Source organism: Streptomyces sp. NPDC001157 (assembly GCF_053598255.1).
This window is the reverse complement of the sequence record NZ_JBSFJW010000003.1, coordinates 353470-379562: the sequence shown is the minus strand read 5'-3', so window position 1 is coordinate 379562 and position 26093 is coordinate 353470. Positions and strand designations below refer to the sequence as shown.

General features: G+C 68.0%; 20 protein-coding genes. 15 read left to right on the top strand and 5 right to left on the bottom strand.

The genetic code is table 11. From position 1 onward, the window contains the following. Positions 1 to 21: 21 nt before the first annotated feature. The gene (locus ACWDAG_RS07845; protein ID WP_450694712.1) at positions 22 to 3858 is read right to left on the bottom strand and encodes a hypothetical protein; all 3837 of its coding nucleotides are present in this window, start codon (positions 3856 to 3858) and stop codon (positions 22 to 24) included. A gap of 222 nt (positions 3859 to 4080) precedes the next feature. Between ACWDAG_RS07845 and ACWDAG_RS07840 the strand changes: the two genes are divergently transcribed. The 9 genes from ACWDAG_RS07840 (at position 4081) to ACWDAG_RS07800 (ending at position 15611) form a co-directional block, all read left to right on the top strand. Continuing rightward, positions 4081 to 4257 carry a hypothetical protein gene (locus tag ACWDAG_RS07840; RefSeq protein WP_450694711.1) on the top strand — a complete coding sequence of 59 codons (177 nt, stop codon included), beginning with the start codon at positions 4081 to 4083 and terminating at the stop codon, positions 4255 to 4257. 778 nt (positions 4258 to 5035) lie between these two features. Then, on the top strand, positions 5036 to 6688 hold the full coding sequence (locus ACWDAG_RS07835; protein WP_450694710.1) for a type I-E CRISPR-associated protein Cse1/CasA: 1653 nt from the start codon (positions 5036 to 5038) through the stop codon (positions 6686 to 6688). Next, the gene (casB, locus tag ACWDAG_RS07830; RefSeq protein WP_450694709.1) at positions 6681 to 7265 is read left to right on the top strand and encodes a type I-E CRISPR-associated protein Cse2/CasB; all 585 of its coding nucleotides are present in this window, start codon (positions 6681 to 6683) and stop codon (positions 7263 to 7265) included. Before ACWDAG_RS07835 ends, casB begins: the two co-directional genes overlap by 8 nt. After that, entirely contained in the window at positions 7262 to 8626 is a 1365-nt protein-coding gene (locus ACWDAG_RS07825; RefSeq protein ID WP_450694708.1) for a type I-E CRISPR-associated protein Cas7/Cse4/CasC, read from the top strand. The genes casB and ACWDAG_RS07825 overlap by 4 nt, the downstream gene beginning before the upstream one ends. Continuing rightward, positions 8623 to 9495, top strand: a complete 873-nt coding sequence (cas5e, locus tag ACWDAG_RS07820) for a type I-E CRISPR-associated protein Cas5/CasD (RefSeq protein ID WP_450694707.1) — start codon at positions 8623 to 8625, stop codon at positions 9493 to 9495. Before ACWDAG_RS07825 ends, cas5e begins: the two co-directional genes overlap by 4 nt. Further along, positions 9477 to 10241: a type I-E CRISPR-associated protein Cas6/Cse3/CasE gene (locus ACWDAG_RS07815; RefSeq protein ID WP_450694706.1), complete on the top strand. Its 765-nt coding sequence runs from the start codon at positions 9477 to 9479 to the stop codon at positions 10239 to 10241. Before cas5e ends, ACWDAG_RS07815 begins: the two co-directional genes overlap by 19 nt. A gap of 3860 nt (positions 10242 to 14101) precedes the next feature. Continuing rightward, a complete protein-coding gene (locus tag ACWDAG_RS07810) occupies positions 14102 to 14326 on the top strand; it encodes a hypothetical protein (RefSeq protein ID WP_450694705.1) in 225 nt (74 codons plus the stop codon). After that, a complete protein-coding gene (locus tag ACWDAG_RS07805; RefSeq protein WP_450694704.1) occupies positions 14323 to 14892 on the top strand; it encodes an RNA polymerase sigma factor in 570 nt (189 codons plus the stop codon). The genes ACWDAG_RS07810 and ACWDAG_RS07805 overlap by 4 nt, the downstream gene beginning before the upstream one ends. After that, positions 14892 to 15611 carry a hypothetical protein gene (locus tag ACWDAG_RS07800; RefSeq protein WP_450694703.1) on the top strand — a complete coding sequence of 240 codons (720 nt, stop codon included), beginning with the start codon at positions 14892 to 14894 and terminating at the stop codon, positions 15609 to 15611. Before ACWDAG_RS07805 ends, ACWDAG_RS07800 begins: the two co-directional genes overlap by 1 nt. A 274-nt stretch (positions 15612 to 15885) precedes the next feature. Here ACWDAG_RS07800 and ACWDAG_RS07795 read toward each other — a convergent pair whose 3' ends face one another. Continuing rightward, on the bottom strand, positions 15886 to 18282 hold the full coding sequence (locus ACWDAG_RS07795) for an NACHT domain-containing protein (RefSeq protein WP_450694702.1): 2397 nt from the start codon (positions 18280 to 18282) through the stop codon (positions 15886 to 15888). A 573-nt stretch (positions 18283 to 18855) separates the two neighbouring features. Here ACWDAG_RS07795 and ACWDAG_RS07790 point away from each other — a divergent pair. After that, complete coding sequence (locus ACWDAG_RS07790; protein ID WP_450694688.1) at positions 18856 to 19524, top strand: HNH endonuclease family protein; 669 nt, start codon at positions 18856 to 18858, stop codon at positions 19522 to 19524. Positions 19525 to 20089: 565 nt separating this feature from the next. Here ACWDAG_RS07790 and ACWDAG_RS07785 read toward each other — a convergent pair. The 3 genes from ACWDAG_RS07785 to ACWDAG_RS07775 form a co-directional block, all read right to left on the bottom strand. Beyond that, positions 20090 to 20359, bottom strand: coding sequence for a hypothetical protein (locus ACWDAG_RS07785; RefSeq protein WP_450694701.1), 270 nt, complete (start codon positions 20357 to 20359; stop codon positions 20090 to 20092). Positions 20360 to 20361: 2 nt separating this feature from the next. Next, a complete protein-coding gene (locus ACWDAG_RS07780; RefSeq protein WP_450694700.1) occupies positions 20362 to 20901 on the bottom strand; it encodes a hypothetical protein in 540 nt (179 codons plus the stop codon). Between the two features lie 101 nt (positions 20902 to 21002). Then, the gene (locus tag ACWDAG_RS07775) at positions 21003 to 21614 is read right to left on the bottom strand and encodes a hypothetical protein (protein WP_450694699.1); all 612 of its coding nucleotides are present in this window, start codon (positions 21612 to 21614) and stop codon (positions 21003 to 21005) included. A 130-nt stretch (positions 21615 to 21744) separates the two neighbouring features. On the opposite strand from ACWDAG_RS07775, the gene ACWDAG_RS07770 reads away from it, so the two are divergent. The 5 genes from ACWDAG_RS07770 (at position 21745) to ACWDAG_RS07750 (ending at position 26088) form a co-directional block, all read left to right on the top strand. Further along, positions 21745 to 22908, top strand: a complete 1164-nt coding sequence (locus ACWDAG_RS07770) for a sensor histidine kinase (RefSeq protein WP_450694698.1) — start codon at positions 21745 to 21747, stop codon at positions 22906 to 22908. Beyond that, complete coding sequence (locus ACWDAG_RS07765; RefSeq protein ID WP_450694697.1) at positions 22905 to 23567, top strand: response regulator; 663 nt, start codon at positions 22905 to 22907, stop codon at positions 23565 to 23567. The genes ACWDAG_RS07770 and ACWDAG_RS07765 overlap by 4 nt, the downstream gene beginning before the upstream one ends. A 362-nt stretch (positions 23568 to 23929) precedes the next feature. After that, positions 23930 to 24652, top strand: a complete 723-nt coding sequence (locus tag ACWDAG_RS07760; protein ID WP_450694696.1) for a WXG100-like domain-containing protein — start codon at positions 23930 to 23932, stop codon at positions 24650 to 24652. Continuing rightward, entirely contained in the window at positions 24649 to 25476 is an 828-nt protein-coding gene (locus ACWDAG_RS07755) for a nucleic acid/nucleotide deaminase domain-containing protein (protein ID WP_450694695.1), read from the top strand. Before ACWDAG_RS07760 ends, ACWDAG_RS07755 begins: the two co-directional genes overlap by 4 nt. Positions 25477 to 25515: 39 nt before the next feature. Further along, positions 25516 to 26088: an SUKH-4 family immunity protein gene (locus ACWDAG_RS07750; protein ID WP_450694694.1), complete on the top strand. Its 573-nt coding sequence runs from the start codon at positions 25516 to 25518 to the stop codon at positions 26086 to 26088. The last annotated feature ends 5 nt before the right edge of the window (positions 26089 to 26093 follow it).

The window sequence follows — 26093 nt, the reverse complement described above, 5'->3', positions numbered from 1 at the left end:
GCTGCCCACGGTGACGGTGACTCAGGGTTGGGATGTGTCCTTTCCGGCTTCTGGTTCGTTCACGCGCCGGTCAGAGTCTCTTGCGATCAAGCTCAGGTGTCGCAGGGCGTCGGGAGCGAGTTGAGGGAGTAGCGGGATCGTGTGGGGCCATGCGTTGGTTCTCAATAGGCTGCGCACGAGGTGTCGGGCCGTTTCTTCAGCAGGGGGGCTGCCGTCGCTGGATGTCTGGGCAAGCGCCAGACAGGTCCGGACGATCCTCTCGCCGGCCCGGCTGTCCGTGGCCAGTGTTACTGGGGTGCCCGCGAGGTATGCGGCGGCTGCGTAGAGCGCCATCGCTCGCTCGCCTGGTGTTCGTGCCGCCTCGGCATGGCGCCAAAGGGCGGTGGTGTCACTGTCCATGGCGGAGAGCAGGGCGAGTTCTGCGCAAGGTCCTTCCCCCGGCTGAAGCGAGTGCTGCCATCTGTCGGTTATGCCTGTGACGACGTGGCGGCTCCCTTCGGGGAGGCAGTCGAGGCGCTTAAGCAGGGTGAGGACGGTCATTGACGGCGTGTGCCATGGCGGGGGTGTGTCAGACAGGCGAAGTGAGGCGAGCCGGACCGCTTCGTGCAGTCGCGGGGCGGGTTGTCGAATATTCGGGTAGGCGAGTAGGAGAGCTGCCAGTTCCGGGAGGGTTCGGAGAGGGCTTCCTGAATCGATCCGTCGTATCAGATCCTCGGTGAGAGATTCGGCGATGCGTGCCGCTTCGTTGGGGCAATGGTGGGTGAGTCCGGCCGCGACGGCTGTTAGCGCGAGTCGCTTCTCCATGGCGGTATGTCCCGTTGCGGTGGCCAAAGCCGCAGGTGCGTCACCGGCGTGGGCTAGTGCTTGGGCTACGACGTTGGTCAAGCCAGGATCGGCACTGCCGGCAATCACTCGCGCTGCCTCATGGGCGTAGCGGCATCCCGCATCTGCGTGCCCGCCGAGGGAGCATCCGAGGGAGATCGCTGCCAGGTGAAGTGCACGGTCCGGGGGACCTGGCAGGTATGCGACGAAGGCCTCGGCTGAGCTGAATTCGCCTGCGAAACCCAGAGCCTGGGATAGATCTACCGTCCAGTCTTCCGGGACGGATGGATGCGACGACGAAACGGGGAAGCCTCGTAGGGCAGTCTCCAGCAGCTGCCGGCTGCGCAGAAGATTGCCTGCGGCCAGTTGATCGTCCGCCTCGTGGAGCAGAAGTACGTGATCACGCTGCGGCCCGTCGCCGGGGGGACGCAGACCTGCGGACAGCCGATGCCTGGGCGCGCGCCGGGATACTGGTGCAGTTCGGTCCTGTCTCTGCGCGCCACCTGGTCCCGGTTGTGTCTTCGAGTCCTTCCTCCGCGATGCCGCCAGCACAGTCCGCTCTGCGTCCTTCCCTCTCCGGGCCGCGTTCTTCTCCTCTCTGGCGGCGGCCGAGGCGGCCTTAGCCTCTTGTGCTCTACGTTCTTCACCAGCTTCAGTGAGTGACAGAGCCCGTTCAGGGATGACATCACCGAGTACGCCGGAGCGCAGCCCCTCGGGTAGGGACCTCAGAAGGCGGCCGATGTCTTCGAGGGCGTTCCTCGTGGGGAGCACGGTGTCGTCGACCGCCTGAGCGAGACGTGCCAGCGTTCCGGCCAGTTCACGACCGAGGTGTGCCTGATCGTCTTCGGACAGCGCATCGGGGTCGGCCAGTGCTTCGGTCATCCGGGCCAGTGCGGCCCGTGTCTTTTCCTGAGCTTTGCGTTGTCGCCTGGCAGGCAGTCTGGAAAGTGCCGATGCGGCGCGGGCGAGTACGTCGACTGCATCCAGTCCGTCCGAGGGGTCGAGCTCATCACAGATGGCCATGATGCGGTCACCGGCGTCGCTGCTGAGCGAAGGCATGGCCCGCGCCAGTGCTCCGTAGAGGTCCACTGCTGCCGCACGGTCGCGGATGCGTCCCTCGCTCAAGGTCTTTGCTCGTTCACGCAGGGCCGTCACACCATCCGTGTCGCCGGCCGTAACCAGCAGGCCTGCTGCCGCGGTGAGTGTTTCAGTCCCAGCCGCTTTGTCGCGGATTACGGCCTGTAGCAGGGTTTGGGCAGCGCCCAGCTCGTTCAACGGTACGAGTGCGCGGGCGGATTCGAGGAGCCGTGTGTACGTCTCGGTGTCCTGATATGTGCCGGGGAAACCTGGGTCGGTACAGGTGAGCCATTGGGCTGCCTCGAGCGCGACGGCGTCTGCTCCTTCCCGCTCTGCGTAGGCCATCTCCACTGCAACGTCCGCCAGGTGCGCGGCCCTTTCGGCTGTGATTGGTGCGGAACGGGCCAGGCCGCGAGCTCGCTCCAGTTCGCCCAGCCGGACGAGGAGGGCGGGGGCACCTGGAGGCACCTCGCGCGACTCGCTGCGTAGCTGAGACCGCGCCGCGATGAGCGGGGCGAGAACTGCCAGGGTGCCGGGGGCGGTGTCTGAAGGGTTGATCTCTTCCTCAAGTGCGTCCAGCTGTGCGAGGGCCGTTTCTGGGCCGGCCGTGGAGGCGAGCCGGCGCAGCCGGGGCATGTCGAGAACGTAAGCGGCCCGTTCTGGGGCACCGATTAGCAGCCGGAGCTGATGTGTCAGGGGGTATGGGGGCGTCTCGGGGGGCCAGCCCGCCGTACGCCATCTCTGCGACCAGGCGACCAGCGTACGGGTGTGCTGCGCGATCGCCTGGTCTCCCAAGTCCCCACGAATTACCTGGACGAGACCGGGATCCGCAAGGGCGTAGGTCTGGGCTACCGGATCGTCGAGGATGACGGAGCGCCCCGCCGGCCCCTGCATCAGGCGGTCGACCCAGTCGGCCGGGAGCCCGGCCAGCTCCGCCAGGTCCGCCGCGCGCAGGCCGCCGCCCGCCGCGGCGAGCAGCCCCGCGACCGTTTCGCCCAGAGCGGTGGGGTCCGGCGGTGCCAGCCTGACCTGTGCGACTCCTTCGGCAGGTACGAGAGCGCGCAGGTATGTGCGTTGGCGCAGTGGATGCTGGGCGGGGAGGTCGTCGGGAAAGCGCACGCCGCGCCTGAAGGAGACGATGACGCGCATACCGGAAGGTGGAGCAGAGGGGAGGAGGGCGGCGATGCTTCCACGGACAATGCCTGGCAGGCTTCTGCCTCCGGCTGTGGGCGCTTCGCCGGCGGCAGCGAGTCCTGACCACGCCACGTCGTCATCGAGACCGTCGACCACCAGCAACAGCTTGCGCCCGTGCTTCACGCTCGTCTCGGCGGCGTCGGCAAACAGACGCTTCCATTGCTGGACACCGCGAGGCATGCGTTGCTCGGGTTCACGGAGTAACGCCCTGATCTGATCGGCCATTTGCTGTTCGAATTCAGCGCGCGTGTCGGTGCCACGCGCGGAGACGAAGAAGTTCAAGACGTCGGTGTTGCGTGGCGGCCGCTGCACGTAGTCGGCGAGCAGGGCGGTCTTGCCTACCGGGGCGTCGGCGTGCCAGCACAGATACGGCGGCGCCGTGGAACGGGAGTCGCTGACGAACGCGTTCATGGCCCTACGTTCGCCCTCTCGCCCGCGTAGATCATTAACGGCGGCTTCAATGGCGGGCCTGTGCGGGCGGACGAAGCGGTGGTGCGGGTCCCGCTCCCGGACCACGACGATCTGTCGGTGCTGTCTGCTGGTTCCTTCTTCCTGCGCGGCGCGCAGGGCGGCTTCCCACTCGGTATCCGTGTGGACGGGGCGGCCGACGGCCAGCTGCAACTGCCGTACCAGGGACCAGAAATGGTCCGTTTTCTCGGCTTTCGGGGCCGTCACTCCCATACGCCAGTCTCGCAGCGTGGAAGGTGGAAGCCCGAGTTCCTGAGCTTGTGGCTGTCCGGCCGCCTGCCATAGGTGCGTCAGCATGGCGCCCAGTCTCATGCGTGCGGCGTGCTCTGTATCGGTCACCGATCCGCCTCTCGACTCGCAACGGCGGAAAACTCGGTCGGCTTCGTCAAAAATGTGCCCCCTGAGCTGCGGAAATCGCCACACGGAAGAAGGCGCAACTGTCCGTTGTCCCGCGGTCTCGCGACTGTAGAGCCATCACCACCCCAGCCGAGTCCGGCTTCTGAGACAGAAGGATGGCCTGTGTCCGAGATTTCCAAACTGCTCTCCTGTATCGCGGCTTTGAGCGGGTGTGCTGGCCTGCTGTACGCGGGTGTCCTGTTCGTCGTCGCCCTTGTCTCCGTCCTTGCCCCCACGCCGGAACGCCGCAAGGACGCGCGCACCACGCTCACCATCCTTGTGCGCCGCCGCCCGCGGTGAGGGGATGCGACCTGGAGTCCTCGTGTGGCAAGGCTGCCGCACCCGGGCACGAGCCTCATGCCGTGAAGCCCAGGCAACACGGCGCTATGCAACCCAACTCGACAGCTTCAAATGCTCTATTTGAAACTCTGTCCTTCGTAAGGTACTTGGCTCAAACTCGCCCTCAAAGTACGGGCGTTGAGGTAGAAAGTCATCCGTGTGGGTTTCTGCTGTCAGCCGTATCGGTGCCCCCGCTCTGCAACCGCAGGGCTGGAGGCCCCAATACGGAGGATGTCCATGGGCAGAGCTGCACGCGAATGGCTGGGACGCCATGGGTGGGAGCTGTTTCTCATCGTGGCTGCCGCGGTGGTCGGCGATGTAGTCGATCACCTCTGGTAGACGGCCGTTCTTGGCGCAACGAGGGCGCCAAGAACGGCCTGCCCCGGCAACGAGTGGTTCCCGTTCCGCGCGCACGGGACGGGAACCACTCTGTGGCCTCGCCGGGTCTGCCGGTGAGGCCAGGCCGAGACTGCCGATCCTTCGGCAATCTCCCACTGTAAGCGCCCGATCCGTCCGGCTCCAGGCCGACAGCCAGGTGCCTCTTCGAAGGAGCGTCGAGCGGAAATCAAGGGAGTGGTCCCGCAGGCAGCGGGAGTGGCCCGTCGACGGCATCCAAGGCTCTGTCTGAGTTCTTCCCCGCGTGTGCGGGGGCTGCTTTGTCCCTCAGGGACTGGGGATACCGATCGGCAGAACGGCCCTCTTGTAACCACGACCGGCGTCGGCCTTTTTGCGTCGTTCGATGAAATCGACGACGCGCTCACTGTCCATAAGTGAAAGGGGTAGACAGGAATTGTCCGATGCTCCGCCGCCCGGGCCAGCCGAGCAGCGCCTCAGTTGGGATCCGCGTCGTAAGCCGTGCATACCCGCTGTAACCGTGGACGGAGCGACCGCCCATCACTCCCTGTGCGCGCTTCTTGCTGGAGCCGATGAACTGGCCGCCCTGGACTGCGCGTCACCGGGTGAGAACGTCGCTGTCATCGAGCATCTGCTAGCCATCTGCTTCGCCTCTGGTACCTGTCCGTCTTCGGACGAGGAATGGCGCGCCTGGGTGGTCGGCAAACAGACCCTCGCGCCGGCGGCGGCATGGCTGGCATGCCAATCGGACGACGCTTGGGACCTGTTTCACCCCACGGCGCCCCTGGTGCAGAACTCCCTGCTGGCGGCGGATCTCAATGAGAGTGGCACGGGAACAGCCCAGTTGGTTATCGAACACGCGGGGGACTACAACCAGCACTTCGACCATCATCACCTTGAGCTCGACAATCCGCTCCCGGCGGCGGATGCCTTCCGTGCCACGCTCACCCAACACGTGTACGGCCCCTATGGGCGAGCTCGCATGTCTGGCAAGCGGCTTGGCCCCAAGGTGACCAATCTCGCCGCGGGCCGGCTCACGGGAAGGATCCGTGTCGTCGCCCTGGGGCAGACGCTCGGCGAGACACTGCGCCTGAACCTCTACCCGCCAGAGGGCGCGGGGGATTCACTCAACACGTCCTGGACCACTGGCGTCATCGAGCGCCGAACGTTCACCGAGAAGGCGAAGCCCAGAGTCCCGCGAAGTTCCGCGGATCTTCACAGTGCCCTGGGGCGTTCCGTGCTTTTGCGCGCGAACCGCGGACCGCGAGGGCAGATTGTCGTCGACAGGGTCCTGATTGGCGCCGGCGAGATCCTGGAACTTGACCCGGACCGGCACCTTCAGGATGCCGTGTTCAGCAAGACGACGAACGGTCTGAAGAAGCCGTTGTGGCCGTCCCCCAGCAGGGCGCTGTGGCAGGAAGCCCATGCTCTGTACAGCGCCGTCAGGGACGACCGAATCGGTTTGTACGCGCGGCTGCGTTCCCTACCGTATGAGCGGACGGGGACAGGCGCCCCATACCAGTTGTGGGCAGTGGGGCTGCTGGCCAACAAGACCTTGCCCGTCGCCTGGACGCACGGTGCATACCCCTACGCCCCGGGCATGGCTGCCCACCTCTATCGGGCCTCCCGACGGGGCTCGGACATCGCTGAACACATCGCACGGAGCTTGAAGAACGCGGCCATCCTGGCCGCGGAGACGGCCTTTCCCGCCATGCGGGGTGCGGATGAGGCTGGTCAGGTGGCACGGCTCGATGCCCGGTGGGCTTTCTGGCCTGCTGCGGAGGACCCCTTCCACGAACTGCTGGACGAAGTGGTCGACAGAGGTCCGGAGGACGACGACCCGGTGTCGGCGCCCCTTGTTGCTTATGCACTGGGCTTGATGGCGACAGCTCGCACTCAGATGCTTCAGCGGCTCGACACCCTGCCCCCGAACGACCGTAATCACCGCGCGCGGGCCCAGGCCGTGCGGCGCTTCGACGAGGACATGTCCAATGACTGGGCCCCGGCCGAACTGCGAGGGGAGATAGCGCGTGACTGAGCACGGCTTGTCCGGCGGAACAGACCAGGAGCGCCTTCGGGTCGCGCACGACAGCGCGGCCCTCACCGCTTGGCTGACCACTCTCGTCCGCAACCGCGAGTACGGGACCCTCGCCGAACTGCGGCGGGCCACAGGCGCCACCAACGCCCACATCCGCGCGGGCTGGTACGGCGGTGACGACCACCGCGATCTGTTCGAGCGGATGGCCTTCCTGTTCGCCATCTACCACCAAGGGCGCTCCACGCCCTCGTACGGCCACGGCAGTCTAGGCGCTGCGGCCCGCCGGATCGGAGACGGGACCGGACGTGGGCCTGACAACCCCGGAGCCGAGCGGCTCCTGAACCGTGTCGTCGCCAGTCGGCGGATCCCCTGGCGCCATCTTCAGCATGTGGTCACCCGCCTGCGGTCCTGCGAACAGCCGCCGCCGTCGTGGACGGTACTGACCGAGGACCTCATCAACTGGAACGACCGCAAGGCGCGCGTCGCCTACGGGTGGTCGGTCGACTTCCACACCCCGCCGGCGCGAGGCCGGGAAACACAGAACGAACCGACGACACGGAAGGACACCACCTCGTGACTGAGGCATCTCGGAGCCAGTTCCTCTCCCTGCACCTCATCGAGACCCTCGCGGCGGTCCTCCCGGTGCGCGACGAGAACGCGCAGCCCAAGACGCTTGTCTTCGGAGGCGTGGAGCGTCACATGATCACCAGTCAGGCACGCCGGCGTGCCGAGCGGGTCCACGCCCGCAACCGCGCCAACGCGGGCCGCGGGGCGCTCAAGGGACGGAGCATGGGCGTCCGTACCCGTGAGTGGGCGCTCCTGGCCGGACGTGAACTCGAGTCCGCCCACGGCTGGGAGAAGGAGAAGGCCCTGGCCACGGCCCGTGCGGTGATGGAGGCGAGCGGACTTAAATTCGGCGACCCGAAGAAGAAGACGGTGGCCAACCTGACGAAGGTGCTCGTCTTCGCGCCGGCCGATGCCGCAGTGAGGATCGCGGGCCACATCGCGGACCAGGCGGCGAAAATCGAAGAGTGGCGCGACGCATACCTCGAAGCTCAGGCCAGCGCGGAGGCAGCGAAGAAGACACGTCGTGGAGCCAGGAAGAAGGCCGCATCATCGCCAGAGGCGGAAGAGACAGAGGAGACGTCCTCAGCGGAAGCTGTCGCGTCCGTCCCGCTACCACTGCTGCCCAAGGCCACCCGGGACGCCGTTCTGCTCGCCCTCGCTCCACGCGACGCCGTGGACATCGCGCTCTACGGCCGTTTTCTGGCCGAGATCCCTGACTCACCGAACGTCGACGGTGCCGTTCAGACCGGGCACGCCTTCACCGTGCACGAAGCTGAGCAGATCGAGGACTTCTACGCGGCAGCCGACGATGCGAAGCTGGATCGCAAGCGCAACGCCCTCAGCTTCCTCGACGCCGCCGACGACGCGGGCGCTGGCATGACCGGCTACCAGTCGCTGATCTCCGGCACCTTCTACCGGCACGCCGTCCTTGACCGCACGCAACTGCGCACCAATCTGCGGGCGGCCGGAATGGACGAGCAGGAGGCCGAGACGGCAGCCTCTGAAGCCGAAGAGGAGTTCGTGACCGCCTTCGTGGAGGCGTTCCCGGAGGCGAAGAAAAACTCCACCGCATCTACCGGGTCCCTGCCCATGCTCGTTCTCGCATTCGAGGGAGAACGCCCGTACAACTACGCGTCCGCTTTCCAGCGGCCGGTGGATGAAGGCCCGGTGTCGGCCGGCGGGGAGGGACCTGCAGGACCTGCGGCCGTTCGCAGGCTGTTGCGCCACCACACCTTCGTCAGCCGCCGCCGCGAGGACCTGCGCACCGCGCGGGTACTCACGTACGACCCCGAAATCGATGTACTCCTGGGCGAATTGGGCTTGCCGGAGTCACTGACTGTGGTGGAGCGAACCGAGGACCTGACCCCGTGAACGACCCACACGTGCTGCTTGTCCGGCTGGCCGGTCCCCTGCAGTCCTGGGGCCTCACCGGCCGGTTCGCGCGCCGCGACACACACACCCGTCCCACCAAGTCCGGCGTGATCGGCTTGTGCGCCGCGGCTCTCGGCCTCGCCCGGGAGGAGCCCCTCGGGGAACTTGCCGAGGTCCTCTTCGGGGTCCGCGCCGACCGCCCCGGCACGCCGCTTCGCGACTACCACACGGTCGGCGGAGGCACCTATCCCTTGCGCCCCCGGGACCTCCTCACCGACCACCAGCGTGCCGACAAGGCCGCGACCGCTTCGGTACTGAATTCAGAGCCCGGCCCGTTCGGCCGCGGGGAGTTGGAAGCCTGGTACGGCTCACCGAAGTACGTCACCGCGGACCCGGCATCGGGAGCCCTCGTCTCCGGAGAGGTCCGCCGCCACGCTCTGATCACAGAGCGTTGGTATCTCGCTGACGCCGCCTTCCTCGTAGGCCTGGAGCACCCCGATGCAGCACTCCTGGATCGGATCGGTCATGCGTTGGAGCACCCCAAGCGGTTGCTCTGGCTCGGTCGTAAGGCATGTCCGCCCTCAGGCGACCTCGCCCTCGGCATCGTTCGAGGCACTCTCAGAGAAGCGTTCGAGACGCATGCCCTGCTCCCCGACGATTCTTGTTACGAGGCTGAGCCGCCAGCTCCGGTGACAGCGGTACGTCCATGGGCCTGGATCGAGAGTCCGCGCCCGCTCCCTGGCATCGGCGCCCTGTCGGACCAGCCTGTGCGGTTCGGCGCGGACGGAGGCGTTCACAGCCTCCGCTGGGAGACCCGTCACCGCATCACCATCGCCTCAAACGCCCGCGGATGGGACATCATCCTGTGAATACAACAGCCGCCACATCGCATGCGCGTTCAGGCCCGGGTGGCACCGCCAGGTTCGTTGCCACGCAGAGTCTCCTTACTCTCGACGCCCGGCATCCTTATGTCGCCAAATCACTCATCGACGCACAGGACATGCACCGGACCGTCATGAGCGGTTTCCCCGGATGGGTGGACGATGGTAGTCCTGACGCCCGCTCGCAGATGGGCATCCTGTCGACCTGGACAGTCGATCTCCGGCAGGCACAGCTCAACCTGGTGGTCCAGTCCTCGGTTCCCGCCGACTGGAGCAATGTGCCCCGGAGCGCCCTGGTCGAAGCTCCAGAGACCCTCACCGTCGACCGCACTTTCCGCATCGGCGACCGTGTCGACTTCCGCACGGTCGTGAATCCAGTCCGAAGCATTCCGCCCGCGCCGGGCTCACCGCCCAAAACCCGCGGTATCCGAGTCCCCCACACCCGTCCCGAGCACGTGAAGACGTGGTTCTCACACCGTCTGCAACCGTCGGGAGAACCTCCGGTCGCCCCTAACGGTGTCGCCCGCATTGGTGCTGACGCGGACACTGAGAGGCTTGCTCTGCGCATGCTCCCGCGAGTCTCCAGTCCGGCACCACATAAGGGCCTGCGCATTGCTCGTGCGGAGATCAAGGGCACCATCACGGTGACCGACCCGAAGACGTTCGTCACCGCCCTCACCCAGGGCATCGGCCACGCGCGTGCCTACAGTTGCGGGCTGATACTCGTGCGCTGAACGGGGGCTCTTGGCGCTCCCCGGACCCGCGGGAATGGTCCCAGGCTCCACACGGTGCCATAGGAGAGGAAGATGTGCTCCCCGCACCCGCGGGGTTGGCCCCTTCACGTGGCCCACCTTCCCCTACCCCACGGGCTGCTCCCCGCACCCGCGGGGTTGGTCCCAGCACAGTGGTGACAGAAGGCAGGGTCCTGGTCTGCTCCCCGCACCCGCGGGGTTGGTCCCAGATCAAGCAGCAGAAGGCGACGCAGGTCCGCGCTGCTCCCCGCACCCGCGGGGTTGGTCCCCCGACCGTCGTCACCCAGGACGGCCCGTGGGAGTGTTCCCCGCCCCCGCGGGGTTGGTCCCGAACTGTTCGGGGCGGTCGTGGCGGCGTCGTACTGCTCCCCGCACCTGCGGGGATGGTCCGATGGCATCGGCCGCACGCCACCTTGCCGACGCCTGCTCCGCGCACCGCGGAGATGGTCCCCACCACCGGGCGCTCGTCACGTGCCTGCCGAGGTGCTCTCCGCACCCGCGGGGTTGGTCCCCCGCCCGCGTGGCTGCCGCCGGACACGATCGACTGCTCCCCGCACCCGCGGGGTTGGTCCCCAGGCACGGGCCACCGCATCCGCTCTGCGCAGCTGCTCCCCGCACCCGCGGGGATGGCCCCGGCATCTGCACGGACGTCGACGCGGGCGCCTACTGCTCCCCGCACCGGGGATGGCCCCGAGGACGCGAAGCAGCCCCGGCTCCGCAACAACTGCTCCCCGCGCCCGCGGGGATGGTCCCACCGCCATCGCCATCACAGCGATCATCGCCCCCTGCTCTCCGCACCCGTGGGGATGGTCCCATGCGGATCTTGAACAACCAGACGCACAACGTCTGCTCCCCGCACCCGCGGGGATGGTCCCGGCGTGTGGGACCTGGAGGTGTATCAGGGCTCCTGATCCTCGCGCCCGCGGGGATGGTCCCTGTACATGATCACGGCCCCCGAGCCTTGGCCACTGCTCCCCGCACCAGCGGGGATGGTCCCGCGCGCTCTGCGTCAGTGGTGCTGTCGGAGTGCTGTTCCCTGCACCCGCGGGGATGGTCCCTGGCCCACATTCGGGATCACTGTGTCGGACACCTGCTTCCCGCGCCCGCGGGGATGGTCCCAACTCGTTGGCGTGCTCCAGCCCAGGGCACCGCTGCTCCCCGCGTCCGCGGGGATGGTCCCTACGGGCACCCCTGCCCGGCGTGCGTCAGGGGCTGCTCCCCGCACCCGCTGGGATGGTCCTACCTGGTAAGGAAGACACGAAACCGAGTTCGCCTGCTCCCCGCATCCGCGGGGATGATCCCGTCCAGGACCTCATGGGCATCGACTGGCCGGTCTGCTCCCCGCACCTGCAGGGTGGTCCCGCCAACCGGCGCGAAGATCAAGCAGATTGACACTGCGCCCCGCACCCGCGGGGATGGTCCCGACGTCGTCACCCTCGTCACGAACCTTCTCAACTGCTCCCCGCACCCGCGGGGTTGGACCCCACTTGTTGTCCGCGGGTGCCGCCGCCCGCCTGCCCCCCCCGCACCCGCGGGGTTGGTCCCGACCCCCGGCGCGCGCTCCGGAATGGCGCCATCTGCTCCCCGCACCTGCGGGGTTGGTCCCCGGGGCCGTCTTGGTGGTGGAAAGGACGACCACTGCTCCCCGCACCCGCGGGGATGGTCCCGGGACCTGGGACAACGGGGCGGCAGAGGGTGGCTGCTCCCCGCACCCGCGGGGATGGTTCCCCCAAGGCCCTGGCCTACTACCGCAACACGCTCTGCTCCCCGCACCCGCGGGGATGGTCCCATGCGGGAGCCCTACACGGGCCTCGCACAGCACCTGCTCCCCGCACTTGCGGGGATGGTCCCCATGGCGCCATCCCCGCCCAGATGGCGGCGATCTGCTCCCCGTACCCGCGGGGATGGTCCCCCCCGGCTTCCTCCTCGACGGCCTCACTGCCCTCTGCTCCTCGCACCCGCGGGGTTGGTCCCATGCCCGAGGTGCAAAAGGCGCTCACGCAGATCTGCTCCCCGCACCCGCGGGGATGGTCCCCTGTGGGGCGGCCTGTCCGACGCCTCCACCATCTGCTCCCCGCACCCGCGGGGATGGTCCCGTCAACCAGATCACGGACGAGCTGTTGGACGACTGCTCCCCGCACCCGCGGGGATGGTCCCACCAACGGGACCCTCGCCGACAGCACGGTCCTCTGTTCCCCGCACCCGTGGGGATGGTCCCCACGCCCGCAAGAAGCAACTCGCCGACCTCAACTGCTCCCCGCACCCGCGGGGATGGTCCCGGCACGGAGGCAGGCAAGCGGGCGATGGTGGGCTGCTCCCCGCACCCGCGGGGATGGTCCCAACCCGATCGTCGGCCCGATGAACGGCCACGACTGCTCCCCGCACCCGCGGGGATGGTCCCATGGAGGACTATGCCCAGGTGCTCGCCGGGATCTGCTCCCCGCACCCGCGGGGATGGTCCCACCCCGCGCCACGCCTGGCGTGTGCTGCGCTCCTGCTCCCCGCACCCGCGGGGAATGGTCTCGAACACGTGAAACCGAGTTCGTGCATTCATCTCTGCTCCCCGCACCCGCGGGGGTGATCCCAGGGCACCCCCGCCAACGATTCCCGCACCCGTGGGAATGGTCTCGTGGTTCCCCTGCTCCTCGCACCCGCGGGGTTGGTCCCGAATGTCAGGACGCCGCGAACTACCTGCTGCCCCGCTCCCCGCGTCCGCGGGGATGGCTCCATCGTGCTCGACGTCTCTGAGCCGGTCACCAACTGCTCCCCGCTCCCGCGGGGATGGTCCCACCAGAGCCGATGTGCGCCGGCGCCTGGTCGACTGATCCCCGCACCCGCGGAGTTGGTCCCGGCACCCTGGTGAGCGAGTACAAGATGTCCGGCTGCTCCCCCCGCGGGGTTGGTCGCCGGCTTGTCCTCGACGGGGTACCAGCCGCCTCCTGCTCCCCGCACTCGCGGGGGTGGTCCCCCGATGGAGACGGCGACCGCGACGGCCGCCGACTGCTCCCCGTGCCCGCGGGGATGGTCCCCAGCCGATCTTGTTGTAGGCGAGGATCAGTCCCTGCTCCCCGCACCCGTGGGGATGGTCCCATCAATGCGCCGACCACGACCGAGCGGAACGCTTGCTCCCCGCACCCGCGGGGATGGTCCCATGACGCTCGAGCGCAGCAGTCGCCAGGCGTGCTGCTCCCCGCACCTGCGGGGATGGTCCCAGGCACCTACGCGCGGGCGAGAGTGCTGCGGTCTGCTCCCCGCACCCGCGGGGATGGTCCCACCAACGACCGCGTGGCGCTCGACGCCGCCGACTGCTCCCCGCACCCGCGGGGATGGTCCCGCCAGCATCACACGCCCCGGCTCCAGCCCGGCCTGCTCCCCGACCCGCGGGGGATGGTCCCGACACAGCCGAAGACGACGAAGAGGACGCCAACTGCTCTCCGTACCCGCCGGGATGGTCCCCGGTAGGCGCCGGTGCCGTCGGCGTGGTGCATCTGCTCCCCGCAACCGCGAGGTGGATGTGGGTGTGGTGCGGCGGGTGCGTGCGGCCGTTGTGTTCGCGGTCGTGGCGGTTGGGTGTGTTGATCTGTCCGGTGGTGTGAGGGTGGCTTTGGGGTGGCGGAGGGTGGCGAACATTTGATCGGCAAACGTGATGTCTATCACAGTACGATGTGTGGGCCCAGGTCACACCCTGTGTCACAAGTGGATTGTTGCGTTCCGTCAAGAACATGTGTCGCAGAGTTAATTCCTCGGGGTCCGTCCAGCGGTGAAGGGGGTGAGGACCGCGAGTCCTCCCCCCGCTCCGCAACGGTGTGGCGCAGGGGCCGAGTTGATCAGAAGGAGGGTCCGTGGGGCTTCACTGGGCCTGGCACGTGCTGGCGGTCGCCGGCGCCTGCCGGATGACCGCAGTCGCCTTCGATGCCGTCGTACGACGCGTCGTGCGCATCGCCTCGCTGGCTCGCGACGAGCACCGCTTGCCCGCACGCGTTCTTGCGCCAACCCCCGCCCTGTCCGCCGGACTGCGCCCTGATACGGGGACCGCTGTTCCGCCGCCCGCCGTGGAGGAGCAGTGACCAGTCCTGACGAGCAGGACTTCGGCGTGATCGAGCCCGCCGAACTTCCGACCGACTTCGAGGTGTTCTTCAGCCGTCACAAGGGCGAGTTCCTGCGGGTCGCCGCTACCCGCACGCGCAACTCGCACGACGCGGACGAAGCCGTCATGGACGCCGCGGTGGTGATGTACCGCAAGTGGCCGCGCGTTCTTGCCCATCCGAATCCGATCGCTCTGGCCCACCGCATCCTCGAGAACGCCATCGCCGACTTCTACCGGCGGCGGGCCCGCACCGCTGACAGGGAGATCAGCTACGGGGAACTCAGCTACGCCGACGTGCCCACCGCCGACGACCTGTTGCTGCTGCGCGACCACGACCAACTCGACCGCGCCCTGGCCGACCTCGACCGGCGCGCGCCCCTCCAGGCGAACTGCGTCCGTCTGCGCTACTTCGCCGAACTCGGCTACAGCGAGATCGCCACCCGCTTGGACATCACGCTCAACGCGGCCCGGACCAACGTCCACTTGGGCCTGAAAAACCTCAACCACCTCATCGGTCTCCCGGATCCGGAGAAGGGGAAGTCCTGATGTTGGAAGATCTCCTGCGCGCCGAAGCGCAAGCCCTGCACCGCACCTACGACAACCACGACACCGACGACTTCATGCACCGCCTCGCCGTCCGGATCGCCCAAGAGGCTGCGCGCCCACCTCGCGTGGCCCGCGCAGTCCTTGCCCCAGACCCTCACCCCCAACGCCTGCAGCTCCCGCCGCCCGCGGCAGCCCCCGCCCCCAGCCGCCCGGCCGCCGCCAGGCCACGCACCCGCCGCGGCCCACGGCGCCGCCCTACCCCGATCCTCACCCAGGACCCGGCCATCACTCCGACCGCCGTCGTCGAACACGTACGCCGGCTGTGCGAGACGGTGCTGCGCTCCAACGACATCGACTCCCTTGCCGACTTCGCCGCCGATTACAACCCACGCGGCGCCCGGACTTTCGCCTGCCTCCTCTACACCCTCGACCGCCGCGAAAGCGCCCTGTACTGGTGGCGATTCGCCGCCGGCGCCGAAGATCCCCTCGCTGCCCACCTGCTCGCAGCCCACCATGCAGCCGTCGGTATCCCTCCGGACGCCCGCCTTTGGCGGGCGGTCGCTCGCATGCTCGGCTTCACCCACGACCGTCACCTCCCCCAGCCCGTACGGCCCAGCACGCACCTCGCCGAAGGATTCGCCCGCACCGTGCCCTGGGGCACGGCCCTGAGCACCTTCATCAAGACCGAACGACTACCTGGAGAACTCGCCAGACGCTGAACTAGCCGTGACCGGCTAAAGAGGGGGCCGCACTGGCCCCCTTCGCCAAGCCATCGCGGAACTACCGCGGCCATGAGCCCAAGGGCAACGCCATTTTGAGGTCCATTGCTAGTGGCCAGTTCGGTCGCTTAGGTGATGCACCTTCTACCTCGTTGTACCCGGAGCTCGCACCGAGGGCGCCCTCACCGAACGCCACGACGTACGCATGGCCCGCCTCTGGGACCCCAAGGCCGGTGTCCTGCCCGCCTGCGGGTACCGCTGGGTGGGGCGCCTGCTACGTCAACGGCCGTCCCTCTGCGTCTTCTCGACGTGTCGCCGGGGGCGGGGCCGGTGGCGGCGGGGCTTCGGGGTGACGGGCGAGGCGGCGTTGCAGGTCGATGTGGCGGAACTGGTAGATGGGTCCGACCTGCCGCAGGACGCCCCGCGCCTGGTGGGCGTCGGTGAGGAACGTCATGAGGTGGCGTGGCAGGGCCCCCTGATAGCGGGCCGCCAGGTAGAGACGGCTCAGGGTGAAATCGCCCCAAGCGGTGCGGTGGAGAGCGGCGGCCAGACCAAGCACGAGTCCGCTCCAGAAGCCGATGCCGCAGCCGAACACAGTGCTCTCGATCAGTCTGCTGACGGGATCGCCGCCGCGAAGGTCACCGTTCAGATACCCCAGCAGGGTGCCCAGGAGGAGTCCGGCCAGGAGTCCGAGGAGGGCGCCGGTGCGTACGAAACCCCGGCAAGCCATGCGGTCCTGGAGGAGCAGTTCCTCTGGGCTTGTGACCGAGGAGAGGTCGGCTGGGGCGGCGCTCCATGACGTGACCAGCCAGCAGACAAGTCCGGCCACGGCACCCCAGCCGACGCCGGCCACCCTGTCGAGGAGGAAGTCGAGGGCTGTGCCGACGAGGAGGGAGGTCCCGAGCCCGAGAAGGAGGGGGCTGCGGTTCCAGGACCAGTGGCCCCGAGCTGTGGGTGTGTTTCGTTCTCGCAGTCGGAACACGTGGCTGAGTAGCCATCCCGCGGGCAGGTAGGCGGCCAACATGGCCAACATCCAGAGCGGGGGCCCCAGCAGGCCACCGTCCCAGCCCCCGAGCATGAGCGTGACACCGGGCGCGGAGCAGAACAGCGCCACGAGTTGCCCGAGGCTGCCCCCGGTAAGAAGTCCCAGATGGGCAAGGCCTAAGCCCAGGAGCGTCAGCAGGAACATCGCTGCGCCCAGGACCGCGCCCGACAGTAGCCGTCGTGTGGTCTCGGGCACGGCCAGCCGCAGTTGCCACCAGGCGAGGTCGGCTCCGCCGTGCAGATCGAGCTCCAAGTGCCGGGCCAGGAAGGTGAGCGTCTGCTGGGCCTGGCGGCTGGTCCATCGCACCTGGTGGCCGGGAAGGGGGCGGTAGGCGGCGGGGATGAAGCCGTCGAAGAGCCGGGCGCGGATGGCTGTGGCGGTGGGGAAGCGGGTGGTGTCGCACAGTTCGGCCGGGTCGGGTAACGCGGTGAGGCGTTCGCCGGGGCGCGGGTTGTAGATCGTTCGGGCCAGGAACAGTGTCAGGGGCGTCTGCAGGGCCTGGCCGACGGGGGTATCGGTGGGCAGGAGGTCGAGCACGGGCCGCCAACGCTCGGCGGAAGGGGTGCCCTCTCCGCCGGCGTCGCGGCGCAGGTAGGCGGCGGCCTCCTCAGGCACTACGGCATCGAGTTCGATGCCGGCTGCCCCGGTGAGGCGCACGGGAACGCCTGCGTCAGCGGGCGGATCGACGGCGTCCCGGTACTCGGCGGTGCGGCTGGTCAGCACAAGGGGGGTTCCCGGAGGCAGGGTGCGGTTCACGGCGTCCAGGGCCACAGCTCGGGTGTGCGCGGGCAGTTCGTCCAGTCCGTCGAGCAGGGGAATGATCAGGCGCCGGTCCAGCAGGGCTTGGGCACGCGACGTGACCTGCCCGGGTCCGCCTGTGGTTGGAGCGGGAACTGGCGCGGCAAGGCCCGGGTAGTCGGTCGCGAGACGATCGGCCAGCCACGCGTCGAGTTCCCGGCGGTCGGGATCCCAGGAGGCCAGCGGGAAGATGACCGGGACCGCCGAGCCCGCCTCGCGCGACTGGAGCAGACCCAGCAGGAGGCGTATCAGCAGCATCGTCTTGCCCGCGCCCGGCTCACCGAGGATGAGCAGGCGTCTGCCCGGTACGCGGGCGGTGAAGACCTCAATGATCTCGCCGTCGCTGCCGGCCAGGCCCTCGGGGCCGGATGTCCTGGCGGGCCTCAGTGCGGTCTGGTCGGCGGGCGCCCCGGTGGACGTACGCACGAGAAGGTCCCAGGGTTCCACCAGATCGGCACGGGCGGGCCGCCAAGGGACCGGCAGTGCGTACGGTTCATCGAGGCGCCGGACTCTCGCCTCCGCCTGCCACTGGGTGCGCACCGCCAACGCCAGTTCGTCGGTCATGGCCGTCAGGCCGAGGCTGTCGGCGTGTTCGCGCCGATCGGCCCGATAGCCGAGCCACGAAATGTACAGCGACGCCACACCGACGACGAGGCCCACGGCGGTACCGGCGATCCCTAGCAGGTGTTCGGCGCTCGCTCCGCCGCCCCGGTGAGCCGACTTCGCGAAGATCAGTCCGACGGCCGCGACGGCTCCCGCAACCAGGGCCCATGCTCGGTAGCGTCCGCGCCTGCTGCTGCCGTCACCACGTGTGTCCCCCGTTCGCATGGGCATGAGGATGCCTTATCGCGCAGCAAGGCGACAGGCCGAAGCCGGACGGGTGAATACCCAGCGTACGACCTCTCACCGCATCGACGGCCGCGAAGAAGTGATCGGAGAATGCTGCCCGCAGCCCCGCTCACGGCTGTCCCTGACTGTCCGCGAAGTCCCCGATTCTTGCTGGCCATCAGGCGGACCGTTTCTTGTTGTGCCCGCAACCAAGTGAAGACGAAGAGCGAGGATTTTCAAGGAGCCTCATCAGTTGCCCAGCAGGTAGAAGTTCGCGGGTGTGTGAGGCTGACAAGCCAGTAGAGAACCCGTGCTCCGGTCATTGTCGCAGCACCTCATCGTGACCGGACTAGTTCCTCAGATAGTCCTTCGCCCTGCACCCGACGGCACGCTGCGACGCCAGGCAGCACCAACGGCCGCCCACAATGTGCGCCCGGCCGGACCGGGTCACGACGGCGGCGAGCAGTGTGACTTACCGCCCGTGCGGGTGAGCCGACGGCACATCCCGGGCGTGCCGGACACCAGGCTCGCTACGAAGATCACGACCCTTCCCGGTCTTCGAAAGGGAGCCTCGTGCGCACCACCGCAGTCCGTACCGCGGCCGCCGCGCTGTCCGCGCTTGCCGTCCTGCTCACCCCCACCACCGCACGCGCCGCTGACCCCGGCGAGACCGTCGTCATGCCCGTCCGCGACGCCCTCGCTGCCATGCCGGTCCACAACGAGGACCGCACCGGCTATCAACGCACCAAGTTCCGGCACTGGACCGACGCCGATCGCGACGGCTGCAACACCCGTCAGGAAGTACTGAAATCCGAGGCCGTCGTCGCTCCGGAGCAGGGCCCCAACTGCACCCTGAGCGGAGGTGAGTGGTATTCGCCGTACGACGACACTTACTTCACCGTCGCCCGCGCCCTCGACATCGACCACCTCGTCCCGCTCGCCGAGGCCTGGGACTCCGGCGCCTCCACCTGGACGGCCAAGGAGCGCGAGGCTTACGCCAACGACCTTGGGGACGCCCGCGCACTGATCGCGGTCTCCGCCGCGTCCAACCGCTCAAAGGCGGATCAGGACCCGGCCACCTGGCAACCGCCCGCGGCCGGCTACCGCTGCACCTACGCCACCGACTGGGTAGCCGTCAAAACCCGCTGGCGCCTGGCGATCGACCCCGTCGAACGCACCGCGCTCACCGGCATCCTCAGCGCCTGCCCGGACATCCCCATCGCGGTCACCCAAGCCCGCTGAACGAAGGTCTGGCCCGCCGCAAGGGGGGGTGCCCCTATGGGATTCGTCAACCCGTGGGGGTTCCAGGCGGCCGAGGCCGGAGGAGGGGGTCCTGCCGGGCACCTGGAGATCGCGGAAGATGTCGGTCAGGACGATGAGGCCGGTCTGGAACTCGGCCTCGTCATTGGCGTCCAGAGCCAGGAGACTGGAGCGGCTCATCGGCGGCCGGGGGATGAGTTGGTGGCCGAGGACCAGTTCGCTGGTGACGTCAAGGAAGTTCAGAGCGCGGAGGAGTGCGCGCGGCTCGGTATTCTGCAGTTCGGCTGGCCCGGTCGGCGGGGCCAAAGCTGCAGTGACCGCCGCAAGGTAATCTGCGAGCCTGTCCGGCGCTGGCCAGCGGGCAGCTGTATCCGCGAGGCCTCCGAGCGCCCCGGGGAGCGCAAGCGTCCGTCCCTCCTCGCCACCAGGGGAGCGTGCCAGGCTGCGGGTCTCCGCGAGACCCGCAGCAGCCCGTGCGCCCGGCGGTGGCCACATGCCTGCCGCGCACATGGGCAGCCTGGAACCGCACCCAGTCCCGCCGAGCCTGTCAACTGCCACTTCGTTCACGGCCGCGGTCTCCTGAGGGCCGGTTCGCGCCGTCGGCGCTGCTGCGCATCTGCGCCTGCGCAGCACGCAGAGCGTCGAACCGATGCTGTGTGCGCACGGCGTACCGGCAGGCGAGGTGGCAGGTGAGCCAAGCGATCGGCCCGAACAGCAGGGGCAGGTATACGTCTTCGGGAAGCGGGTCGCTGTCCCAGTGACGGGCCAGAACCTGGTTCGTGATGAGAACGGCGACGGTGTAGGCCACTGCCGCCATGGTCAGCACAGTCCTGCCTCGCTCGCGCAGCCTAGGGCGAGCGCGACGGCGATGAGGAAGATGGCGGGGAGGAGGAGCGGCAGACTGCGCAGGGCCACGGCGCGATATGCGGCGGACGGATCGGTGGGGACTTTGCCACTCCAGTAGCCCAAGCTCCCGAGGCCGACCCAGGTCGTTAGGAGATCGACGAGCCAGAAGGCCGCCGCGGCGAGCACCGTGGACAAGGCCACCGTGCTGCGGCTCGGCACCACGTGGGGCGGGGGGTCGCCCGGTACCCAGGCCGGGCGGGGCGGCAGCTGTGATGGCCGTGTCGCGCTGCGGCCTTGGACCGCTCGCTGCTCGTCCTGCCGTGTTGACCGTTGCACCAGGAGCACGCCGACCACGGCGGTGACGGCGCCAACGCTTGCTTGGGCGAAGTATTCGTCGGCACCTGCCTGTTGCAGGATCTTGCCAGTGATCGCGCCGGCCAGCAGGGGGATCAGCGCCTTGGCGGCCGCTGTGAGACGCGAGTCCGATGGGGCTGCGGGATCGAGTGATGTCATGTCGGTTCCCCGTGAAGATGTCTGTGACGTGTGGTTTCGCGAGTGGCCGCTCTCCGTGAGCGTGGCGGCGAGAGCGGGGCTCGGGCATGCGGTCGGATGTGTCAGACGACCTGCTCGGCGGCGGGCCGGGTCGTGTCGGGCTCTCGGAGTGCGAAGGCTCCCGCCACGGAGATCGCCGCACCGATGACGAGTTCGTACGCGGCCCCGTCCACCGGCAAGGGCAACAGGGCGATCACACCGGCGATGATCAGGCCGATGCCGCAGGCCTTCGGCAGGATCCTGGCGCGCAGCGTGGCAATGCCCAGCAGTACGAAGGAGGCGTTGGCCAGCCAGGCGGCCAGGAAGCCGATCGCCATGCGCCCGGGGGTGTCGCCATCGAGGATTTGGGGAGCCTGGTCGGCGAGCGCCGGGGTGATGAAGAGGTCGGCGAATATCCACCCGGTCTGCAGGGCCATGTTGGCCATGCAGGCGACGATGGCCACCAGCCCGAAGCGCCCGACTTGGTCGACTTGCCGCAGGTGGATGCTAACCAGCCCCCAGGTGATGCATATGGCCCCGACGAAGCGCAACGCCGAGGATGCGGCGAACGTGTCGGTAACGACCTGATCGGAGAATTTGGCGGGCTGGGGCAGCAGTTGCAGGGCGGCCCCCAATGCCAGTGACAGACCGCCGGCGACGGCGGCTGCGGTTCCGGTGTGAATGAAGCGATGCATGATCGCCTCCTCTCGGTATCGGTAGGCCGACGGTAGGGACCGGCAGACCGCAAGTCGTCCGACCGGTGGCAGAGCCGACGTCTGTCGTAAGGCAGATGACGGCGCGTCGGGCCGCCGCTACCGTGCGGTCATGGAGGAGCAACGCCACGGCGAGGACGCCGCGTTCGTCCGGCGCGTGTTGAGGTCACCGCTGCTGGACGGCGTGCTCGCGGTCGCGCTCGCCGCATACGCCGCGGCCGACGCCCTGACGGGAGGGGAGTGGCCCGAACCGCACCCGGTGTCTGCTGTGCTGGCGGCGCTTGCCGGCGGCTTCCTCGCGGCGCGCCGGACCCGGCCATTGATCTCGCTCACCGGCGCACTGGGCGCCCTCGCGGCTGTCAGCGTGGCCCTGGGGCACTACGAATCCGGCTCCAGTGTGCTGATCGCTCTGTCGGCCGCCTACGCCGCAGGGGCGTACGGCGGCAACGTGCCGTATGCCCTCGCGGTGCTGACCGCATTCGCCTTGACGGAGGGGATCGGCCAACCGGCGGCGGAGGCAACTCCAGATGTGCTGTGGACCTGCGCAGCCCTGGCGCTGCCCTTCGGCGTGGGGCGCAGCGTGCGTCAGCTCACCAGCCGGGCCCGCGCGGCAGAGCGCCACGCTCACCTCCTGCGGCGAGAGCAGCGGGAATTGGCTCAGGCTGCGGCCGAGGCGGAGCGACGGCGCATCGCCCGGGAACTGCATGACGTGATCAGTCATGGCCTGGCCGTGGTGATGCTGCAGGCCGGTGCGGCCGAGCACGTCCTGGACAGCGACCCGGGCAAAGCCCGCGAGGCCCTCCGGCAGATCCGTGCCACGGGACAGGAAGCCATCAACGGCATGAGCACCCTGGTGGGCATGGCCCAGGACGGACAGCCCGCCCGGCATCCCCCGCCAACCCTGGCCGACCTCGAACATCTGGTCGTCACCACTCGCACAGCCGGACTGGCGGTGTCAGTGCACACGGAGGGAGAGCCCCGGAAACTGGACGCCAGCGTCGAACTCAACGCCTACCGCGTCGCCCAAGAAGGCCTGACCAACGCACTCAAGCACGCGGGCGGGGCGGAGGTCCGCATCGTCTTGCGCTACCAACCCGACGCCGTCGAGGTCGAGGTCCACGACGACGGAGCGACCGATACGGGACGCGGACCCGGCAGCCGCCAGGGCATCGTCGGCCTTCGGGAACGGGCCGCAGTATTCGGTGGCCACCTGCAGGCCGGCCCTGATCCGCGCGGCGGTTGGACGCTTCGCGCCGCGTTCCCGACCACGCCATGATCGACATCCTGCTCGCCGACGACCAGGCCGTCGTGCGCACCGGCCTGCGAACCATCCTCGACTCCTGCCCCGACCTCCACGTCGTCGGCGAGGCCGCCAACGGAGCCGAGGCACTCACCCTCACCGCGGCACTGCGACCCGACGTGGTGCTCATGGACATCCGCATGCCGGTACTGGACGGCATCGAGACCACCCGGCGCCTTGCCACGTCGGTGACGCCGAGCCGGGTCCTCATCCTCACCACCTACGGCCTCGACCAGTACGTCTACCAGGCACTGCGCGCCGGTGCCGCAGGCTTCCTCCTTAAGACCGATCCGCCGGACCGCATCGCCGACGCCGTCCGCGTCGTCGCCGCAGGCGAGGCCCTCCTCGGCCCCACCACCACACGCCGGCTGATCGAACGCTTCCTCACCGGCCCACCCCCCGGCACCCGCCCCCCGGCCGCCTTGAACACGCTCACCGACCGCGAACACGACGTCATGCGCCAAGTCGCCCTCGGGCTGTCGAACCAGGAGATCGCCGACCGGCTCGGCATCGGCGAAGGCACCGTGAAGACCCACGTTTCCCGCATCCTGGCCAAACTCGGCCTCCGCGATCGAGTACAGGCCGTCGTCTACGCCTACCAGCACTCTCTTCTTCCACCCTCTGAAAACGGCTGAGTGAGGTCTTTGGCGCCAGTTCTGTCGGCGGCGCATGTGCTCGGTGGTGACGCAGTCTTCTCGCTGCCGCTCTGCTGTAGGTCGGCACCCCGCCGATCCGTCGCATCCTCCATACAGGCCACGATCGTCGGCATCGTCTCGGCCCGCGTCCGCGACCAACTCCGGGAGCACGTCACCGACCTTGTCGGCGACGGCGCCACCGTGACCGGAACGGGGCACGCGTGCCCGTCCAGACCTGACTGCTCCACACATGTGTTGAGGCCGACGCTGTTGGAGGTATCAACAGGGAGTGTTTGCCCTACCGTTGCCGGCTCACGACTAGCGTGCTGAGCTGCTGTTTGCTGTTGCCGGACGGGGGCACTGTGGCTATTGAGCTGCCTGAAGAAGTCGTTTCCTTCCTGCAGTTCATCGGGGTGAACTGGCCGAATGTGAACGAGGACAAGGTCCGTGAGTTCGCGTCCCATGTGCGGGACTTCGCGGAGAAACTGGACCAGACGCACCAGGATTCCTCGGCGACGCTCAAGCGGATGGCCGATGTGTACCAGGGCCCCTCCTATGAGGCGTTGCTGACGAAGTGGTCGCAGTTGTCCTCCAGCCACATGTCCGAGTTGCTGACGGCCTGCCATACGGTCGCGACCGCGCTCGACGTGGCGGCGGATGTGATTGTGGGCATGAAGGTCGAGGCGATCGCAGAATTGGTGGTTCTGGCTGCGTCGTTCGTGGCGGATCAGGCAGCGGCGGTGGCAACTCTCGGGCTTGCGGAGGCGGCCGAGGTGCTGATCGTGGAGGCCGCCGAGAAGCTGATGGACTACCTGGAGCAGCAACTGGAGCAGTACATCATCGGGCAAGTCATCGAGGCAGCCGTGGAACCACTGGTGGAAGTGGTTGGGCGGGCGGTGAGCGGACTGGTGTTCCAGGCAGCGGAGTCGGCGGCGGGAGTCGGCGGCGGCGATGCGGGGACCGGTTTCTCCATTGACCCGGAGCAGGTGCACGCCCGCGCGGAGTTGATGCACGGTCACGCGGAGAAGGTGGCCGCGCACGCCGAGGAGTTCAAGTCCAAGCTGGCGGGGGTGAGCTTCGAGTGACCAACCAGATCGTCAAGGCACTGGAGCACGCCGCGGAGAAGACCGGCAAAGCCGTCGGAGAGGACGCCGGCAAGGCCGTCAAGGATCTCTATCACGACACCGGAAAACGGCTGAAGAGAGTCGCGAACAACCACCTTGAGACCGATGCGAAGCACGCGGCGGAGCTGGAGCGGCTCGCCAAGCGTCCCAGAACCGAGGAGACGCCGGTCTACCACATGGCCGACGACGGAAGCATTCGCCGGCTGAACCCTGACCGCTCCCATTCGGACCTCACGGACGCGGACCGGGCGAAGCTCGGGCTCGACAGCACCTCGATCGGGCGTCCGGTCAGAGGTGAACAGAACGCCAAGCTGAAGGACAAGAGCGAGGGGCGCACTGATCCACGGCCGAAGGCATCGTCCCAGCAGGTTCCGCTGGGCAGCACCGACCTCTCTCAGGCCACCCAGCTGGCTCGACACGCGGATCGTAGTTACGGCACTCACAACAAGGACGGAGAGTTCACGAGTAACAACTATGCGGCCGCGCGGGTGCGTAGTGCGGACGGCAGCGGAGACTTTGTTCTCGTGGCCCGCAGCAATGGGCGCCGGCACTCCGAGCGGATGATCGGGGCGCCGTTTTTGAGAGAGGGGGAACCGGCGCGAATACGTCACCTCTATACGGAGCGAGAACCCTGCAGTACAGGGGCGAATTGCAGTTCATGGATGGCGGAGAGATTCCCGGGAACCGAGGTGAGCCATAGCGTCGAATACGGCGACAAGGCATCCAGGGAACGCGGGAATGCCATCATGGAGAGCTATCTTGACCAGTTGAAACTGAGTAGATAAGATCTCGTGAGTTATCTACTTTTGGCGGGATTAGGGTGAATGAGTAGCAACCTCAGTCGTGGCATGCTTGAGGCCGTGTTCGATCCGGACGAGCTGATCAGGTCGCCGGAGATCATTCTCGGGCCCGTGTCGGACGCGGATGCCCGGGATGTCCTGGGAACGCTGGGTATTCCGGTCTGGGAGAACCCGTGGTTCGACCTGGATGACGGGATTGGTGAGCGACTGGAGCGGGTCGCGGACTGGGACGGAGAACTCTCCGACCGTTTCGACCGGGTCCCGCCGGGGGCGGACGGCTGGATCGGTCTGGGAATGATCCCTTATGACGATATTGCGTTCGACCCGGATACCGGCAAGGTCTACTGTCTGCCTCAAGATAAAGAAATCTATCTGCTGAACAGCGGACTGCGATCATTTGTTCATTTCCTGTACCTCCTCAAGGTCGAGAGTCCGAACTATGACTGGGAATCGCATGGAAAGGAAGAGCTTGAGGCTGTGCGCCTGCGGATCCGGGAAACGATGAGTTCCGTGGATCCGGTCGCTCTGGAGAACCCGGATTCCTGTTGGTTCGAGGTCCTCACCTACATTGTGGACCCGGAACATCACTTCGAATGAGAGAG

Excerpts from the sequence above, each read along its gene's own strand:
- ACWDAG_RS07845 (WP_450694712.1), bottom strand. The coding sequence starts at position 3,858 with ATGCTGACGCACCTATGGCAGGCGGCCGGACAGCCACAAGCTCAGGAA.
- ACWDAG_RS07835 (WP_450694710.1), top strand. The coding sequence starts at position 5,036 with ATGAAATCGACGACGCGCTCACTGTCCATAAGTGAAAGGGGTAGACAG.
- ACWDAG_RS07770 (WP_450694698.1), top strand. The coding sequence starts at position 21,745 with ATGGAGGAGCAACGCCACGGCGAGGACGCCGCGTTCGTCCGGCGCGTG.
- ACWDAG_RS07780 (WP_450694700.1), bottom strand. The coding sequence starts at position 20,901 with ATGACATCACTCGATCCCGCAGCCCCATCGGACTCGCGTCTCACAGCG.
- ACWDAG_RS07785 (WP_450694701.1), bottom strand. The coding sequence starts at position 20,359 with ATGGCGGCAGTGGCCTACACCGTCGCCGTTCTCATCACGAACCAGGTT.
- ACWDAG_RS07795 (WP_450694702.1), bottom strand. The coding sequence starts at position 18,282 with ATGCGAACGGGGGACACACGTGGTGACGGCAGCAGCAGGCGCGGACGC.
- ACWDAG_RS07750 (WP_450694694.1), top strand. The coding sequence starts at position 25,516 with ATGAGTAGCAACCTCAGTCGTGGCATGCTTGAGGCCGTGTTCGATCCG.
- ACWDAG_RS07815 (WP_450694706.1), top strand. The coding sequence starts at position 9,477 with ATGGGACATCATCCTGTGAATACAACAGCCGCCACATCGCATGCGCGT.
- ACWDAG_RS07765 (WP_450694697.1), top strand. The coding sequence starts at position 22,905 with ATGATCGACATCCTGCTCGCCGACGACCAGGCCGTCGTGCGCACCGGC.
- ACWDAG_RS07800 (WP_450694703.1), top strand. The coding sequence starts at position 14,892 with ATGTTGGAAGATCTCCTGCGCGCCGAAGCGCAAGCCCTGCACCGCACC.
- ACWDAG_RS07775 (WP_450694699.1), bottom strand. The coding sequence starts at position 21,614 with ATGCATCGCTTCATTCACACCGGAACCGCAGCCGCCGTCGCCGGCGGT.